Annotated in this window: 20 protein-coding genes and 2 pseudogenes; 6 read left to right on the top strand and 16 right to left on the bottom strand. The window is 59.7% G+C overall.

Annotated features, from left to right (window positions below; genetic code table 11):
• Positions 1-55 precede the first annotated feature (55 nt).
• On the bottom strand, positions 56-1,165 hold the full coding sequence (locus tag ASD63_RS05015; RefSeq protein WP_060528839.1) for a sugar ABC transporter substrate-binding protein: 1,110 nt from the start codon (positions 1,163-1,165) through the stop codon (positions 56-58).
• 273 nt (positions 1,166-1,438) lie between these two features.
• On the opposite strand from ASD63_RS05015, the gene ASD63_RS05010 reads away from it, so the two are divergent.
• Entirely contained in the window at positions 1,439-2,098 is a 660-nt protein-coding gene (locus tag ASD63_RS05010) for a TetR/AcrR family transcriptional regulator (protein WP_089045975.1), read from the top strand.
• Positions 2,099-2,154: 56 nt separating this feature from the next.
• On the opposite strand, the gene ASD63_RS05005 is transcribed toward ASD63_RS05010, so the two are convergent.
• The 3 genes from ASD63_RS05005 to ASD63_RS04995 form a co-directional block, all read right to left on the bottom strand.
• Positions 2,155-3,141 (bottom strand): zinc-binding alcohol dehydrogenase, encoded by a 987-nt coding sequence (locus ASD63_RS05005; protein ID WP_060528838.1) that lies wholly within the window; start codon positions 3,139-3,141, stop codon positions 2,155-2,157.
• Positions 3,142-3,226: 85 nt separating this feature from the next.
• Entirely contained in the window at positions 3,227-3,778 is a 552-nt protein-coding gene (locus tag ASD63_RS05000; protein WP_234798868.1) for a VOC family protein, read from the bottom strand.
• A 297-nt stretch (positions 3,779-4,075) separates the two neighbouring features.
• Positions 4,076-4,594 (bottom strand): DUF6428 family protein, encoded by a 519-nt coding sequence (locus ASD63_RS04995; protein WP_060520392.1) that lies wholly within the window; start codon positions 4,592-4,594, stop codon positions 4,076-4,078.
• A 43-nt stretch (positions 4,595-4,637) separates the two neighbouring features.
• Here ASD63_RS04995 and ASD63_RS04990 point away from each other — a divergent pair, with 43 nt between their 5' ends.
• Genes ASD63_RS04990 through ASD63_RS04980 form a run of 3 tightly spaced genes read left to right on the top strand, consistent with a single transcriptional unit; the run spans position 4,638 to position 7,061 of the window.
• Positions 4,638-4,979, top strand: a complete 342-nt coding sequence (locus ASD63_RS04990) for a metalloregulator ArsR/SmtB family transcription factor (protein ID WP_060520391.1) — start codon at positions 4,638-4,640, stop codon at positions 4,977-4,979.
• A 28-nt stretch (positions 4,980-5,007) separates the two neighbouring features.
• Positions 5,008-6,201 carry an arsenite efflux MFS transporter ArsK gene (gene arsK / locus ASD63_RS04985; RefSeq protein ID WP_034801600.1) on the top strand — a complete coding sequence of 398 codons (1,194 nt, stop codon included), beginning with the start codon at positions 5,008-5,010 and terminating at the stop codon, positions 6,199-6,201.
• Positions 6,202-6,254: 53 nt separating this feature from the next.
• Positions 6,255-7,061 carry a sulfite exporter TauE/SafE family protein gene (locus ASD63_RS04980; protein ID WP_034801549.1) on the top strand — a complete coding sequence of 269 codons (807 nt, stop codon included), beginning with the start codon at positions 6,255-6,257 and terminating at the stop codon, positions 7,059-7,061.
• A gap of 55 nt (positions 7,062-7,116) precedes the next feature.
• Here the strand turns inward: ASD63_RS04980 and ASD63_RS04975 are convergent, their stop codons facing one another.
• The 9 genes from ASD63_RS04975 to ASD63_RS04940 form a co-directional block, all read right to left on the bottom strand.
• The gene (locus tag ASD63_RS04975; protein ID WP_060528875.1) at positions 7,117-7,887 is read right to left on the bottom strand and encodes a glucose 1-dehydrogenase; all 771 of its coding nucleotides are present in this window, start codon (positions 7,885-7,887) and stop codon (positions 7,117-7,119) included.
• A 260-nt stretch (positions 7,888-8,147) separates the two neighbouring features.
• Positions 8,148-8,339, bottom strand: coding sequence for a DUF6494 family protein (locus ASD63_RS04970; protein ID WP_060520389.1), 192 nt, complete (start codon positions 8,337-8,339; stop codon positions 8,148-8,150).
• 59 nt (positions 8,340-8,398) lie between these two features.
• Positions 8,399-8,644 (bottom strand): GDCCVxC domain-containing (seleno)protein, encoded by a 246-nt coding sequence (locus ASD63_RS36005; RefSeq protein WP_082572791.1) that lies wholly within the window; start codon positions 8,642-8,644, stop codon positions 8,399-8,401.
• Positions 8,645-8,872: 228 nt separating this feature from the next.
• Positions 8,873-9,601, bottom strand: a complete 729-nt coding sequence (gene arsH, locus ASD63_RS04965) for an arsenical resistance protein ArsH (RefSeq protein ID WP_034801596.1) — start codon at positions 9,599-9,601, stop codon at positions 8,873-8,875.
• Entirely contained in the window at positions 9,576-9,998 is a 423-nt protein-coding gene (gene arsC / locus ASD63_RS04960; protein ID WP_034801540.1) for an arsenate reductase (glutaredoxin), read from the bottom strand. Before arsC ends, arsH begins: the two co-directional genes overlap by 26 nt.
• Before the next feature lie 2 nt (positions 9,999-10,000).
• Positions 10,001-11,059 (bottom strand): ACR3 family arsenite efflux transporter, encoded by a 1,059-nt coding sequence (gene arsB / locus ASD63_RS04955; protein WP_034801539.1) that lies wholly within the window; start codon positions 11,057-11,059, stop codon positions 10,001-10,003.
• Positions 11,059-11,586, bottom strand: a complete 528-nt coding sequence (locus ASD63_RS04950) for an arsenate reductase ArsC (RefSeq protein ID WP_034801538.1) — start codon at positions 11,584-11,586, stop codon at positions 11,059-11,061. The genes arsB and ASD63_RS04950 overlap by 1 nt, the downstream gene beginning before the upstream one ends.
• Before the next feature lie 15 nt (positions 11,587-11,601).
• Positions 11,602-12,042 carry an arsenic resistance N-acetyltransferase ArsN2 gene (arsN2, locus tag ASD63_RS04945; RefSeq protein WP_034801537.1) on the bottom strand — a complete coding sequence of 147 codons (441 nt, stop codon included), beginning with the start codon at positions 12,040-12,042 and terminating at the stop codon, positions 11,602-11,604.
• Positions 12,039-12,392 (bottom strand): metalloregulator ArsR/SmtB family transcription factor, encoded by a 354-nt coding sequence (locus tag ASD63_RS04940; protein ID WP_034801535.1) that lies wholly within the window; start codon positions 12,390-12,392, stop codon positions 12,039-12,041. The genes arsN2 and ASD63_RS04940 overlap by 4 nt, the downstream gene beginning before the upstream one ends.
• A 126-nt stretch (positions 12,393-12,518) precedes the next feature.
• On the opposite strand from ASD63_RS04940, the pseudogene ASD63_RS33945 reads away from it, so the two are divergent.
• Positions 12,519-12,632 (top strand): annotated as a pseudogene (locus ASD63_RS33945) (SMP-30/gluconolactonase/LRE family protein); the annotation flags it as partial.
• Positions 12,633-12,769: 137 nt separating this feature from the next.
• Here ASD63_RS33945 and ASD63_RS33940 read toward each other — a convergent pair.
• Together ASD63_RS33940 and ASD63_RS33935 are read right to left on the bottom strand one after the other, a co-directional pair.
• The gene (locus tag ASD63_RS33940) at positions 12,770-13,081 is read right to left on the bottom strand and encodes a hypothetical protein (RefSeq protein ID WP_234798867.1); all 312 of its coding nucleotides are present in this window, start codon (positions 13,079-13,081) and stop codon (positions 12,770-12,772) included.
• Between the two features lie 387 nt (positions 13,082-13,468).
• A pseudogene (locus ASD63_RS33935) lies at positions 13,469-13,681 on the bottom strand (aldehyde-activating protein); the annotation flags it as partial.
• Positions 13,682-13,708: 27 nt separating this feature from the next.
• On the opposite strand from ASD63_RS33935, the gene ASD63_RS04935 reads away from it, so the two are divergent.
• Positions 13,709-14,107, top strand: a complete 399-nt coding sequence (locus tag ASD63_RS04935; RefSeq protein WP_051659587.1) for a helix-turn-helix domain-containing protein — start codon at positions 13,709-13,711, stop codon at positions 14,105-14,107.
• 152 nt (positions 14,108-14,259) lie between these two features.
• Here ASD63_RS04935 and ASD63_RS04930 read toward each other — a convergent pair whose 3' ends face one another.
• A complete protein-coding gene (locus ASD63_RS04930) occupies positions 14,260-15,483 on the bottom strand; it encodes an ATP-binding protein (protein ID WP_034801592.1) in 1,224 nt (407 codons plus the stop codon).
• Between the last annotated feature and the right edge of the window lie 22 nt (positions 15,484-15,505).

The raw sequence follows: 15,505 nt of genomic DNA, 5'->3' as shown, positions 1-15,505 counted from the left end.
CTCACAAGGGGAACGGGGCGGCGGCACACAGGCTGCCGCCCAGCTGGTCGAATGTTCAGTACTGGATCTGGCCGTTGGACGGCCCCCAGAAATCCGTCCAATTGTAGGTCGGGACGGAGTCGAGATACTTCGCCTTGAACTCGGCGGCATCCTTGGCCGTGACCAGGATCGTCGGGCCGTAGAACTCGCGGTGTTCCTTCGGCTCTTCGGACGGCTTGAAGCTGCCGATCGCCGCGTGATAGGCGAGTGCCGCGCTGATGCCGCCGCCCCAGTGCGGGTTGGTGAAGACGGTCGCCAGGAGCTTGCCGTCCATTACCATCTGCACGGCCTCCGGATTGCCGTCATAGGAAACGATCGGCATGTCCTCGATACCCTCGGCGCGCAGGGCCTCGATGACACCATAGGCGATGTTGTCGTTGGCGCAGTGTACGCCCTTGATCTTGTCGCCGTAGCGGGTCAGGAACGACGCCATGAGGGCCGCACCCTTCTGCGTGTCCCAGTCGGCCGGCTGCGCATCGAGCAACTCGATGTTCGGGAAATCTTTGAGTGCGTTCTTGAGGCCGTTCAGGCGCTCGACTGCCGGGTTGTTGGCGGCGATTCCACCGAGGTGCACCACACCACCTTCACCACCCATCGCCTCAAACAGGATCCGCGCGGTCTGTTCAGCAGGCTTCTCATCCGACCAGGTCATATGGGAAACGTAGTTGTCGCCGAAATCCCAAGGATGCAGGTCGTCGGTCTTGTTCCAGATCGTTGAAATGTAGGCGCCCGCTGCCTGAACCGCCTCGACAACGGGTCTGGCGTTGGGGCTGTCGTTTGCATCGCAGGCGATCGCGCAATTGCCGTTGTTCTTGGCGAGAAACGCCTTGATGTCGGCGAGCGACTTTTCCGTAGACCCCTCGTTGATCAGGCTGACGAGTGCGCTCTTCGGCTTGCCGAGCGATTCCACGAAAGCCTCGCCCCCGGAAACGACCGAATTCCAGTAGGCAGACGCCCGGTCGCGATAGCTCCAGGCAATTGCCGGATCCGTGAGCGCTGCCTGCGCCGTGCCGCGACCGAACGCCATCGGCACCGTCATGACGCCAACGCCGGCTGCAGCGGCAAACAAGAAGTTGCGACGGCTTACCGTCTCGCGTTCGATAAAATTCTTAATAAAGGTCGACATGCCAATCCTCCCATATCCTCGGTGAGCGTTCCCCGTCCCACACGGGTTGAAAATGCAGGTTCGCAGGTGGCGGCGCACGCTTGTCGCCCTGGCCTCCTCCGGCCTCGTCAGTCCCACTTAACGCACTAACTAGTTACTTCTTTACAAAACCCCGAGTCAAGTGCTTTTAATGGGCACAGGCGCCGACCGACCTGACGAACCGCTTTGACGGATCAGCTTTCCGGCGTGTATGACTTTCAGCGCAGCAGGCGCGAGGGCGACGGAGGAAGGGCTTTGAGCATCACGAACGAAGACACGGAAAAATCAGCCCGAAAGCCACGCATCAGAGACGCCGAGGCAACGAAGGCGCGCATTCTGGACGCGGCCAAGAAAGAGTTTGCGAAGAATGGCTTGGGAGGCGCGCGGGTCGACGTGATCGCCGAGAAGGCCAACGCCAACAAGCGGATGATATACCACTATTTCGAGAGCAAGGAGCGGCTGTTCCAGACCGTTCTCGAAGATGCCTATATCGACATCCGAACGGCTGAACAAAAACTCAAGCTCGACGACCTGGAACCGAAGGCGGCGCTTGCCAAACTCGTCCAGTTCACCTGGGAATATTATCTGAAGAACCCGGAGTTCATCACGCTGGTCAACAGCGAGAACCTTCACCGCGCGAAGCATTTGAAGAAGTCCGAGGTCATCAAGGCCGCCAGCCGCAAGTTCGTCAACATGGTCGGCGATATTCTCGAACGCGGCGCGGCACAGGGCGTGTTTCGGTCGGGCGTCGACCCTGTGCAGCTCAACATCACCATTGCAGCGATCGGCTATTACTACCTGACCAACCGTTTCACCGGATCGATCATTTTCGAACGTGATCTCATGGCCAAGGAAGCGATTGACGAACGCCTGCAGTTCAACGTCGACACCATCATGCGGCTGGTATGTGCCTAACGCGTCGCGCCAGGCACATACACGAACGATAGCCGGGCATCGGCCCGGCGCTTGGGCTAGGCCCAATCGATAACGATGAAGGGCTGCTCAATCGCGCGCCGCGCAATGTCCGAATAGAGTGACGCGGGATCGTCTGGCGTCACGTGGCGGATCAGGCCTTCGACCTCTATCAGGCCTTCAGACAGCCATTCGAGCGCGCGCGAGAAGCCACCGAAGACGCTATGCGGTGCATTGTTGTACCCTTCGAGCAGTTCTTCCCAAACGAAGTCGCGACCGAGCATCGGAACCTCCCATTCCCAGCCTGAGCGCAGCGTCACCAGGTTGAAGAAGACCGCCTGCATGAGTTCGTGCGCAGAGAATTCGGTTGCCCGCCTCCAGGGAACACCAACCATGACGACTTCACCAAGCTTGCGGACAAGACGGCAAGCATCGATGATGGCACCCTCATGACCTGAACAATCGACGACGAGGGCGACTTTTCCGGTCAGGTCCGATGCGTCGCCTATAGACGCTCGGCAATCCGCAATTCCGCTTCGACCGGCCTGAGCGCGCCTGACCGGATCCGGATCGACCACCGTCACGCGATAGCCGCCGATCGCAAAGAGGTGCGCAGCCAGGAAGCCAACCGGCCCCGCCCCCGAAACGACCACGCGGTCACCCGGACGCGCCTTCGTCGTCATCAGGCTCGTCATCGACACCCCCATCAAGCGGGCGAGAACGGCGCGATCCGGGGCCAATCCATCCGGCAACGCCAGAGTGTGTCGGGCATCGTGGGTCTGCGTGGAACGATGCTGCCCCATTGCAAAGCGCCGGTCACCGACGCTGACGCCATCGACATCCTCTCCGATCTCGGTCACCTCAAAGACAGCCGCATAGCCCGGCCGGATGGGAAACACGTCACCGTTGGCCCAGCCAAGCTCCGTGCCCTGACTGATCAGAGTACAGAGCGTTCGCCCACGGATCTGACCGGGCAGTAGCGCACCGTCTTCGTAGTTGCCGAGCACAAATGTCTGCTTTGTGCTTATCAGGATTTCTTGAGGCACGGCTTTCCTTTCCGGCTTTTGGCCAGGGGTTCTCATGTCTTTGATTTTGATTGGCCGCTTGAGATGCAGCGACTACGGCCGGGAGTTAGCTGCCGCTGACGGGCGACCACTGCCGTGGACCGCCAGCGCTTTCGTATCCGAGCGGTCCCGGCATGCTGACGATCTCCAAAAACTGCCCCCAGGGAGCTTTGAGATAGAGCCAGGTAAGCCCGGCCATCGCGCCGCTTTCGACAAGAGTCGGCCCTTCAAGCAAATCGACGCCGGCGGCACGAAGCCGCTCTGCCGCGCGTTCGCAGTCGTCAACCTCGAAGGCTAAGTGAAAGCCACCGGTCTGGCTGTTGCGCTTCAGCGGCTCTTCCTCGCCGGTCTCGCCGGAGTACTGGAATATCTCGAGGTTCGTGCCGTTCCCGACCCTTAGAACCTTGATGTTCTCTATCCGTCTGCCCGAGGGAACACCGAGGCGCCGAAGCATGAACGCGTCGTCAGCTTCCACTTTGCCTGTTTCAAGGCACGTCACCGCTCCGAAGATCACCTCGAAAAAGCGGACAGCCTCTTCGAGGTTCGGCACAGTGAACCCCACATGCTGCATCCCGTAAATCTTCACTCGAACCTCCCAATTCGCAAGAACATTCGTCACGCAATTATGTAACTAGTTAGTTATTTTTGAGTCAAGACGTCAAGAGATCTGAGGTCGAATGCGATGGTGTGGAAAAGGCCCGAATTGTTGAGAGGATATCGACCGCGACAGTACCGGCCACATGACCTGAGCTCTCGGTTTTTCAGCGAAGGGGCACGCTCGCGGTGATGCTGCGGCGATGTTCGGGCGGTGGGCTGTTCACAGCCGGCGAATGCGGCGGCAGAACCTCAGCTTCCGGCGGGCGCCCCTGAGAGCGCCTCGCCGGCGACGGCATCTCGTTTGGGGATGGTTCCCACCTCAGCTACAGCATTTGGAAGCGGATGAACTACAGCACGAGGCTTCCGTAGCGGCTTTCTCGGCCAACCAACGGTCCCGAGGCTTGCAGCTCGCAGGCCGTGGCGTCAACGCGACCTGGAGAGTGCCGTCTTCCGCGACAGGAGCATTCGCGCAGAACAACTGCATCGGCCGGACGCCATCGCTCACTTCGAAGGTCAGCTTTGCGGAGCCGTCGAGACGGACGCGTTCGGAAACCTTGCGGACGATGGCCGAGAACTTCCCGGCCGTCATATGGGTCCGCTCGCCCTCCTCGATGTCCCACAGCTGCACGAAAATCTCCGACCAGGCTTCCGGATTTGCCCCGCAATCAAGCGCGGAGAACTGGCCAGCCTTGACCTCGGTCACGTGATAGCCGGGCTTCACGGGCTTTCCGTCGTACAGGAAGACCAAGGGCAGGTCCGGTGTCTCTGCGGCTCTGCCGAGCAACTCCCCAAGCGAGATATCGGTTTTGTCGGATTGGCTATTGTCGATCGCGCTCATTTGTGGCTATCCTCAATTTCAATGATTCAAGGATTATTGAAATATGGATGATCGTCAAGCCCTCTCCTCCTTCGCCGCGCTTTCACAGGAAACCCGACTTTCCATCGTGAGGACCCTGGTCATCGCCGGCCCTGAAGGTCTGGCGGCCGGCGCGATTGCCGAACGCATGGGCGTCTCTCCATCAAACGTCTCGTTCCACCTCAAGGAACTCGAACGATCAGGCCTCATCTCCCAACGCCGGGAGTCGCGCTCGATCGTCTATAACGCAAGTTACGACACGCTGGCCGATCTGGTGACTTTCCTGATGGAAGACTGCTGCGCGGGGCATCCCGGCATCCGCGGGTCCGTCGAGCGATCCGCCAGTTGCTGTTCAAGCGAAGCATAGCCCGTCAAGGAACACGTCATTGCATACGATCAAGGTTCCGGCGGGCATCGTCTCCGCTCTCGGTGTCACGCAGATCATCGGCTACGGCACTCTCTACTATTCCTTCAGCATCCTCGCACCCGGAATGGCCAAAGACCTTGGCATCAGCCTGGAGCGGGTCTTCGCCGTCTTCTCGGTCTCGCTGTTCATCGGCGGCCTGTCTGCGCCGTTCATCGGCAGGCACATGGACAAGATCGGTGCGGCAACGGTGATGACGCTGGGGTCGGCCCTTGCGGCGTTAACGCTGGTGCTTTGTGCATGGTCGCCGTCTGTGTCGCTCTTTGTCCTTGCGATTGTCCTGCTCGAAGTGTCCTCCGGGATGGTCCAGTATCAGGCGGCCTTCGCAACACTGGTCGAAAGCGAACCTCGCACCGCGTCCCGCAGCATCACCTATCTGACACTCATCGGCGGCTTTGCCTCCACCATCTTCTGGCCGATCGCCGCGGCACTGACCGGATATCTGACGTGGCGGGAAATCTATCTGGTGTTCGCCGTCCTGAACCTTATCGTCTGCATGCCCCTACACTACTGGATCATGCGTGCCGGAAGGCTGAGTTCCAAGACGGACGAGACAAGAACCCGCGAGGTCGTTGTCGGCGCTCTCGAACCCCAGGCGCGTCGCCGTGGCATGCTGCTGGTCTCCTTTGCCTTCTCTCTTTCGGGCTTCACCCTCGCCGCGATCCTCGCCCACATGGTGCCGATGCTCGGCGCGATCGGACTTGGCAGTGCGGCGGTCCTGATCGGTTCCTTGTTTGGTCCGGCCCAGGTCATGAGCCGCCTGATCAACATGGTCTTCGGAAAGAGCCTGTCGCCGCCCGCGCTTGCGATTGTCTCTGCCGCTCTCATGGTCACTGGCGCGGTAATACTCGGGGTGTCAGGTGATTGGCTGCCCGGTGCGGTGGCTTTCGCCATCTGTCTTGGCCTTGGGTCAGGGATCAACAGCATCGCTCAGGGGAGCTTGCCCCTCTATCTCTTCGGGTCCGCTGGCTATGGCGCGATCACGGGCAAGATGGCTGCGGCAAGGTTGGCGACTGGCGCGGCCGCCCCGTTTGCGTTCGCAGCCGCTATGAACCACTTCGGGACAACCCTCTCGCTTTTCGTGATCGCCGCGCTGGGTACGCTTGGGATCCTGGCGTTCGTCGCTGTCGCCTCATCGGTGCGTCGCGACCGCGTTGCCCGATAATGGAAGAGCGTACATAAAAGTCCGCGGATCACCGCCATGAAAGCCAAGCCTCCGTGAACACTACGATCAAATCCACGACGTCACGCAGTCATCCGGCCGCTTTCGGCGGCGGCGCCATCATCGGCGCACTCGGCGGGTTGATAGGGCTTGGAGGGGCAGAATTTCGTCTGCCGCTGCTCATCGGCGCATTCAATTTCGCGGCCCTCGAGGCGGTGATCCTGAACAAGGCAATGAGCCTTGTCGTCGTGTCTTGCGCCCTGCCGTTTCGAGCCGGCACGATCCCTTTCAGTCAGATCGCATCGAATTGGCCGATCGTACTGAACCTTCTTGCAGGAAGCCTGATCGGTGCCTGGTTCGGCGCAGGATGGGCCACACGGTTGAAATCTGAGACCCTCTACAGGGTGATATCCGTTCTTCTTGTCGCAATCGCCGTCGTGCTGGTGCTTGGCCACGGCACCTCGGCGGGTCAACCGCTTCTGACCGGAAACTGGCAGATTGTCGCCGGTATATCCGCCGGCTGCGTGATCGGCATCGTTGCGTCGCTGCTGGGCGTCGCCGGGGGCGAGTTGCTCATTCCGACGTTGGTTCTGCTCTTCGGCGCGGACATCAAGCTCGCCGGTAGCCTCTCACTGGCGGTGAGCCTTCCTACAATTCTGGTAGGCTTTACCCGCTACAGCCGCGACCAGAGCTTTTCGGTTCTGGGTCGCAACAGGGTGTTCGTCCTCATCATGGCCGCGGGATCGGTGGTGGGGACGTTCGTCGGCGGTCTACTCCTCGGCATTGTCCCGAATTCGATCCTCCTTCCCGCACTCGCCGTGATCTTGTTGCTGTCAGCCGTGAAGGTCTGGCGGCACGGCTGACAGGATTTCTTCCCTAGATCAATTTGACGCGCTTTTCGAGCTCGACCCCGTGGCCTCAGGCGACGGACCATCCGCCGTCCACCAGCAGGTTCGCGCCGGTGATCAGGCTCGCAGCCGGCGATGCAAGGAAGACTACGGCACCCACCACATCATCGGTTTCCCCGATCCGGCCGAGTGGAATGTGATCGACCGTCGCTTTGCGATTTTCGGCATCGGATAAAAACGGTGCTGTACCATCCGTGTGGATGAATGTCGGCGACACGGTGTTTACGGTGACATTATAGCGCGCCCATTCGGCTGCAAGGCAGCGCGTGAGGTGATTAATTGCCGCCTTGCTCATGCAATAGATTGCCTCACCGCGCAGTGCGACCGTACCGGCCTGTGAGCTAATGCTGATGATCCGGCCACCATTTCGCGCGATCATGTGACGGCCCACTGCCTGTGTCATCAGGAAGGTGCCCTTGATGTTGACATCGAGTATCTCGTCAAGGTCCTTCTCCTCAACGAGTTCCGCGAGATTGCCCGGGGCCACGCCGACATTGTTGACGAGGACGTCGATCCGACCGAATGCAGAAACCGCCGCGTCGACGGCTTGTGCCATATGGGCCTTCTTGGGAATGTCCAATTCAACAGGGAGAACCTTTCGTCCCGCACCCTCGAGTTCGGCGATCAGGCCCGCTGACGCTGCGACATCGCGGACCCCCAAGACGATATCTGAGCCTGCTGCAGCACAGGCAAGTGCGCAAGCACGTCCAATGCCACGGCTCGCGCCCGTCACCAAAGTCACCTTGCCCTCAAGGCTGAAATCCGGCGCACTCTTCCGCATCATTACCTCCCTAGACGAAGCTCAATTATTGCAGCGTCGGCGTGCGGATGCCAGTTGTTCTGCTCATGTCGCGCACGTGAAGTCCGTCCGACCAGCGTCATGCTCGTCGAGAACGACCTTGGGGCAGTGGTGCGCGGGCTCTAGGCTTGGCTCGGTGGGGAGATAGAAGCTTCCGGCTCAGTGCGGGCGCGATGCCTGACCGATCTTGGTCTCATTGATGGGTATCGGCCTGGGCGTTTCGATCCATGCTTTCGCCAGACCTATGGAAGTTCGATCTCACCGTTCACCACGTGGTTGAGACCAGTGCCCTCCGCCGTCAGCGTCATGCGCACCTTCAGCTTCTCGCCGCCGAACTGCCCCCCGCGCACCGCCTCTTCGATCTTACGCTGCGAGGTGACACCGACTTCTTTCAGGAACTTGCGGATCGACATGTTGAAGGCGTCTTCGCTCATCGTAGAACTCCTCGGCGTCCGTGAGGGAGCAGCGTGGGCGCTTGTCTATCGCCCGGATGTCAGCCTTGCCTCTCATCCCACGTTAGGAACCAACAACTTGCGGCTCCGTTGTTATGTTTGACCTCCTGGATTGGCGGGCAAGGCACGTCGCCAAAGGAACAGAACACACAGCAGTCCCCAGATTTTGGCCGGAGCATCATACCGCATCCATTGCAATCATAGAAAAACTGACAGACGTCGGTGGGCATCGTTTCCGTAGCCCCCTGGCCGCAATTGGGACAGGTGAGGGTTGATCGAAGCTGTATGGTCACACTTTGTGCCTCGGCAACGAATGCTTTCAGATGACGCCCGTCATCCATTGCTGAATAGCCTATTGGAAATATCGCCTCGTGCATAGTTTTGCGTCATGAGCGCTAGGTCCGTCTCGAAAGGCTGCAATGGGCCGCCACAAGCGGACAAGGCGTTGGTTCGCTTTGGCGCGGCCATTGCGATTGCAAGATGGCCGCTATCGGAACATTGCCGATGGCCTTTGACTAAATCGATCTCAGTGACACCCGCTTCTCCAACTCGGCCGCGTGCTCCTTCCGCTCGCTGTAGCGGTCTGTAAGGTGGGCCGAGGCGTCCCGTGTCAGCAGCGTGAACTTCACCAGTTCCTCGCAGACATCCACGACGCGGTCGTAGTAGGACGACGGCTTCATGCGGCCGTCGGCGTCGAACTCCTGGTAGGCCTTGGCGACCGACGACTGGTTGGGGATCGTGATCATCCGCATCCAGCGGCCGAGCACGCGCATCTGGTTCAGGGCGTTGAAGGACTGGCTGCCGCCGGAGACTTCCATGATCGCCAGCGTCTTGCCTTGCGTCGGCCGGATCGATCCCAGGGACAGGGGAATCCAGTCGATCTGGGCCTTCATGATGCCCGTCATCGCGCCGTGGCGCTCGGGGCTAACCCAGACTTGGCCTTCCGACCATTGCGACAGGTCGCGCAGCTCCTGCACTTTCGGATGGCTGACCGGCGCCTCGTCGGGAAGCGGCAGCCCCCTCGGATCGAACATCCGCACCTCGCACCCCAACCGCTCGAGAAGGCGTCTGGCTTCGTGCGCGAGCAGCCGACTGTAGGAAACCTCCCGGAGCGAGCCGTAGAGGATCAGGATGCGCGGCTTGTGCGTCGAGAACGCCGGACGCAACGCGTCAATGTCAGGTTGGCGAAGATGCCGCTCCTGCAAGGCGGGAAAAATTTCAGACAACGCGCTTGCCCTCCTGATCGAGGACCTGCTCGCCGTCTTCCTTGAAGAAGGCACCCTTGAAGGCATCCGGCAGGATGTCGAGCACGGCCTCGGAGGGTCGCGCAAGCCTGGTGCCGAGCGGCGTGACGACGAACGGACGATTGATGAGGATCGGGTCCTTCAGCATCGCGTCGAGCAGCTGGTCGTCCGTCAGGTTCGGGTCGTTGAGACCCAGTACCGCGTAAGGCGTGCCCTTCTCGCGGATCGCCTGTCGGACGGTCAGTCCGGCATCGGAGATCATCCTTGCCAACGCGTCGCGCGACGGCGGTGACTTGAGATACTCGATGATATCAGGTTCGATCCCGGCTGCGCGGATCATCTCCAGCGTGTTGCGGGACGTGCCGCAGGCGGGGTTGTGATAGATGGTGGCGTCCATTGTCATGTCCTTTCAGTGATGGTGTTCCGGGAGACAGCGGGAGCTGCCTCGTACCAGCCCTTGGTGCGGTTCACGGCCCAGACGACCGTGAGCATCACGGGAACTTCGATGAGCACGCCGACGACGGTTGCCAGCGCAGCACCTGACTGGAAGCCGAACAGGCTGATGGCCGCGGCAACCGCAAGTTCGAAGAAGTTGCTGGCTCCGATCAGTGCTGAAGGCCCGGCGACGCAATGGCGCTCTCCCGACATCCGGTTCAGGAGATAGGCCAGGCCTGAGTTGAAATAGACCTGGATCAGGATGGGAACGGCCAGCAGTGCGATGATGGTCGGCTGTGCGATGATCTGCTCGCCCTGGAAGCCAAAGAGGAGAACAAGCGTCGCGAGCAGGGCGAGGAGCGAAAGCGGCTGGAGTTTCGTCAGCATGGCGTCCAGCGCTTTGGTCGTGCCGTCGGCGGTCAGCCGCGCTCTCAGGACCTGAGCGATGATGACCGGGACAACGATATAAAGAACGACCGACAGAACGAGCGTGTCCCACGGTACGGTGATAGCCGACAATCCGAGAAGCAGTCCGACGATCGGCGCAAAGGCGACGACCATGATCGCATCGTTGAGCGCTACCTGGGAAAGCGTGAACAGCGGCTCGCCGCGCGTCAGGTTACTCCAGACGAACACCATCGCGGTACAAGGTGCTGCCGCGAGGATGATGAGGCCAGCGATATAGGAGTCAATCTGGTCGGCCGGCAGATACGGACGGAAGAGCCAACCCACAAATAGCCATCCCAGCAGCGCCATGGAGAACGGTTTGATGGCCCAGTTGATGAACAGGGTCACGCCGATGCCACGCCAATACGTGCTGACCTGCGCCAACGAGCGGAAGTCGATCTTGATGAGCATCGGGATGATCATCAGCCAGATCAGGATGGCGACGGGCAAGTTCACTTTCGCGACCTCTGCCGCGCCGATGACCTGGAAAACGCCGGGCATCAAATGACCGAGGGCGACGCCGACGACGATACAAAGGAAGACCCAGATGGTGAGGTAGCGTTCGAAGGTAGACATCAGGCCGTCTTTCCCTGGGGTGCCGTCGAACCTTCCATCGCGCCGATTTGGCGGAGTTTCGTTTCGAGCGCCAGGCGGTCGATCGATGCCAGCGGAAGGCTGATGAAGGCCATGATGCGGTTCTTGAGGAAGCGAGCGGCCTGTGCAAAGGCGCGCTGGATTTCGACCTCAGAACCCACCACAGCCGCGGGGTCCTCGACACCCCAATGCGCGGTCATCGGATGACCGATCCATACGGGGCAGGCCTCGCCGTGCGCGCTATCACAGACGGTAAAGATGAAGTCCATTTCGGGCGCGCCCGGCTGTGCGAAAACGTCCCAGCTCTTCGAAGAGAAGCCAGTCGCCGGATAACCGAGGACGTCCAGTTCCTTCAGGGCATGTGGATTGACTTCGCCCTTGGGCTGGCTGCCCGCGGAAAACGCCCGGAAGCGCCCGCCGCCTTCCTTGTTGAGGATGGATTCGGCGAGAATAGAACGAGCGGAATTGCCCGTGCACAAGAAGAGCACGTTGTAAGTCTTGTCGGTCATGGTTGTGTTCCGTGGTTAGGTCGGAGCTCTGTCGAGTTTCATGATCGTTGCCGATGCCGGGCAGATGCCCGACAGTTGACGGGTTGCGAGAACGGCGGGCGGCACATCGGCCCGCTCGACCACAATGAAGCCAAGCCTTTCGAAGAACGGTGCGGCGGAGGTCGTCGCAAGGAAGACTGCCGAGCTTACATCGACGGCCTTCAGCGTTTCCCTGGTCAGCGATTTTCCAAGCGCCTTGCCACGATGCTCGGGCAAGATGACTATCGACCTGAGAAGCACGTCGTCACCGCACGCCTCAATGCCAGCATAGCCAACCGTGCTTCGATCTGAGGAAACCGCCCTGAAAAACGAGCGCCCAGTGTCTTCGAGGTCTTCGGTTGGAAGACCGGAAGCCGACAGCGCCAGTTTCAGTTCGGGATCGCTCCCCGTGACTGGCTCTAGCCTGATGTCGCTCATGACAGCTTCACCTCGGGAGCACAGCAGGGTGTGAGTTCTGCGATGAGCGGCGCGCAGAGTTCCGCCGAGCCGCCGCAGCAGTCTTTCAGCAGGAAGAGGGTCAGGTCGCGCAGCCCCTGAAGGTCCGCCCGATAGATAATTGAACGGCTCTGCCGCTCGCTTGAAACCAGGCCCGCACGCGACAGCGTCGCAAGGTGCGCCGACATGGTGTTTTGCGGTACGTCGAGAAGCCGGGCGAGTTCGCCGGCAGGAATGCCGTCGGGTTCGTGTCGGACGAGAAGTCGAAACGTCTCGAGCCTGGTAGACTGGGCGAGTGCGGCAAGCGCCGCGATTGCTGTATTGCTATCCATACATCCAGAATAACGGATACGATTTTCGTGTCAACCTCCGCCGGCTTATGGAGGGCCAGAAAACTTGGCGGATCGAAATCCGCCAAGGCCCCCTCTCGATTTCACGCTGGCTCAGAACCGGCATCGGCTGGTTTTGAGCGAGGTCTGCCGGACGGCTCCTGTGTGGATGCTGAAGGCTTCATCTGGAATTGCCGCGTCGCCGGCGGCGGATGTGTGGTCCGATTTGCACCCGCCGACGGCTCCGCTGGAGAGCCTGTGGCTGGATCCCGGTGCTCAACGCCGTTTCACGCCGCCCGCCGTAAGCCGACTTTAGTCGGATATAGCGGCCACAGAACTCTTAGCATTTTGAGCCAGGCTTACCCGCCATCGGCGACGCTCTATTGCAATTCGCCGGGGCGGATCACCCGCGTTTTCCCGACATCAGGCGCCGGTGTTTTGATTTCAGTGTCGCCGACGCGAGGGGGCTTCAACACCCCATCGCAATCGTCCAGTTTTTCTGAGAGATTCTTCTGGTTCGTGTCGTCGCCCGAAGCAACGCGACAACGATCCTTGTCCTCAGCGTTCGCCGGCTGGGTAAAGACCGCCGCCGAGACCAAAACGGTCACTGCTGAAAGTGCGTTAAGGACGGATCTAAAGGCGCCGATCGGATTCCCGCTGCTTCTGAAAGCGGGTGAAGTGTTGACACCCACAAATCAAACCTTCGGGTGGCCGGATTGGTTCCAATTTTTTCGGCAATGACCCCTGAGCTTGTCAGTCGTTTCCTAGTGGACCGGGATGGGCGATGTCTCTATGGCTGCGGTCCCGCAAAGCAGTATGGCATCCTTCAGAACGTAACGGGTGACCGCATCGACGCCGATCTTTTTCGTGGGCACTGTGACGACATCCTGCGCCTGATGACCTCTCTTGGCACCCCGCACCGTCAGCGCCTCGGAACACAATCTACACCGGCCGCGTCGTCCATAAACGCGGCAAGCTTTAGAAGTGCTCGGCGAACTTCGCCGAGCACACAATGCTACGGAAGCTGGCGAGTTCCAAACGAGCCGAACACGGATCGAGTTTGAAGAGCGTCTCTTCGATCAATTGGGGAGCGCGCCGCTCTTCTTGGCTGCCCATGTGGCGATCACATCCATCAGGACCGGGTTGAGGCAATCATAGGGTTCAAGTCTTAGCTCGCGCAGCCGCGCGCGCACACCGTCCATCTTCGCTGGATCGTAGCCACTTTCGATGATCGAGGAGACGAAGGCGGCAAACCCGGGCTTCGCCCAGCCGCTTTCCTGGAAGCGCTCAGGAGGGCTGCGCGCCCCGGCCTCGAGCTCGTGCTACTGCGTCACGCGAAACGTTATATCGAGGCTCGCCTCGACGCCAGCACGCTGAACATCGTTGCGATCTGCAACATTGTCGCCGTATCCCGCCGGACGCTTTATCGCTTGTTCGAAACGGAAGGTGGCGTTGTCCATTACATCCAGAGCCGTCGGCTCGAGCGGATTAGGTCTATTTTGGCCAATCCCAGGGATATGCGCCGCATCTCCGACATTGCGGCCGACTTCGGATTTTTGAGAGGCGATCATTTCGCCCGCGCCTTCAAACAGCAGTACAGGCAAAGCGCACGGGAGCTTAGGCAATCGGTGAAATCAGACGGACGACCGAATACGGGTCTGGCGGTACAGGCCCCACACGCTGGATTCGACGATTGGATAAGGCAACTTCCGTCATAGGAGGTTGACCGATTTGCTGCTTGGCACGTTTCTCAGCGTCTGCGGACGATTCCCTCGCCTTGAAGGGAATCGAACCTGAGGCCTATTGGTTATCGAGACCTTGGAAGTCTCAAAAATGCTCGGGTCTGAATACTGAGCGAAATTCTCACGCGCTACCGCCACAACGCCGATATTGGCACAGCGGACAAACGTTCTCCGAAAGGGACCACTTTGTGGTGGTCATACAAGACCATGCCCGAAACAAACCGTTCTCCGGATGCTTCGGCCAAAATTCGCAATCCGGAAAAATCGGAATTCGAGACGGATGCTGCCGCCTTTATTTCGATACCGACGATCCGCCCCCTTGTATCTTCGATGACGATATCGACTTCGTTCTGCTGCTTGTCTCGAAAATGCGAAAACTCGAAGCGGGTTTGCCCGCCGCTGGCGAGTTTAAGGATCTCGGCAAAAACGAAAGTCTCCAGCAATGCCCCGAACTGACCCCTGTCGCCGTGGAGACGGTCGAGAGAGAGGTCACGAAGGGATGCGAGAAGACCAGAATCGAGGAAATGTATTTTCGGTGTTTTCGTGAGGCGTTTTAGTTTGTTCGAAAACCAGGGTTGTACGGTTCGAGCGAGGAACAGGCTCTCGAAGATGCCGACATATTTTTGCGTTGTAATGTGGTTCATCCCAATGGCCGCGCCAATTCCAGAATAGTTGACGAGCTGTCCCGAATGCTCTGCCAGGATGCGTAGGAGGCGCGGCATTTGAGCAATCTGCTCGATTTGCGCGACATCGCGAACGTCGCGTTGAACGATCGCCTGGATATAATCCGCATACCAGTCCTGTCTGCGGTTCAAGGTTTTGCGGGCCAGCGCCTCGGGATATCCACCGGCCAGAACCGCAGCCATGAGGTCGTCTCCGAAGAATGGCTCTCCGGCCTTGGCTTCGTTTTGGAAGGCGTCGCGCAGGAAGCTGCTGCCGGCGGTTCTGATCTCGCTTTGCGCAAGCGGCAGCAATCGAACAACCTCCATTCGCCCTGCGAGCGAGTCTGCCACGCGTGGCAACGTCATGAGATTGGCTGAACCGGTCAGAAGGAACCGCCCTGGGCGCTGGTCGGTATCCACGCTTTCCTTGATGGCCAACAGCAGTTCGGGCGCGCGCTGAATTTCATCGATGATGGCGCGATCCATACCTCTTACAAAGCCAACGGGATCCTGTCGCGCTGCGTCCAGGATGGTTGCATTATCCAGCGTGTAATACTCCATCCCCTCGTTGGCCATCTTCTTAGCCAACGTCGTTTTTCCTGATTGTCTGGGACCTACGATCAGTACGACTCGCGTGTCTGACAGGGCGTCGGCAACGCGTTGCTCAACGAGCCTTGGATACAGCGCCACAGCTTCATTCCTTTGATGACTG

This window comes from Ensifer sp. Root558 (assembly GCF_001427045.1).
Lineage (GTDB): Bacteria > Pseudomonadota > Alphaproteobacteria > Rhizobiales > Rhizobiaceae > Ensifer > Ensifer adhaerens.
Note: the sequence above shows the minus strand (reverse complement) of the source record. Positions and strands in the feature narration are given on the sequence as shown.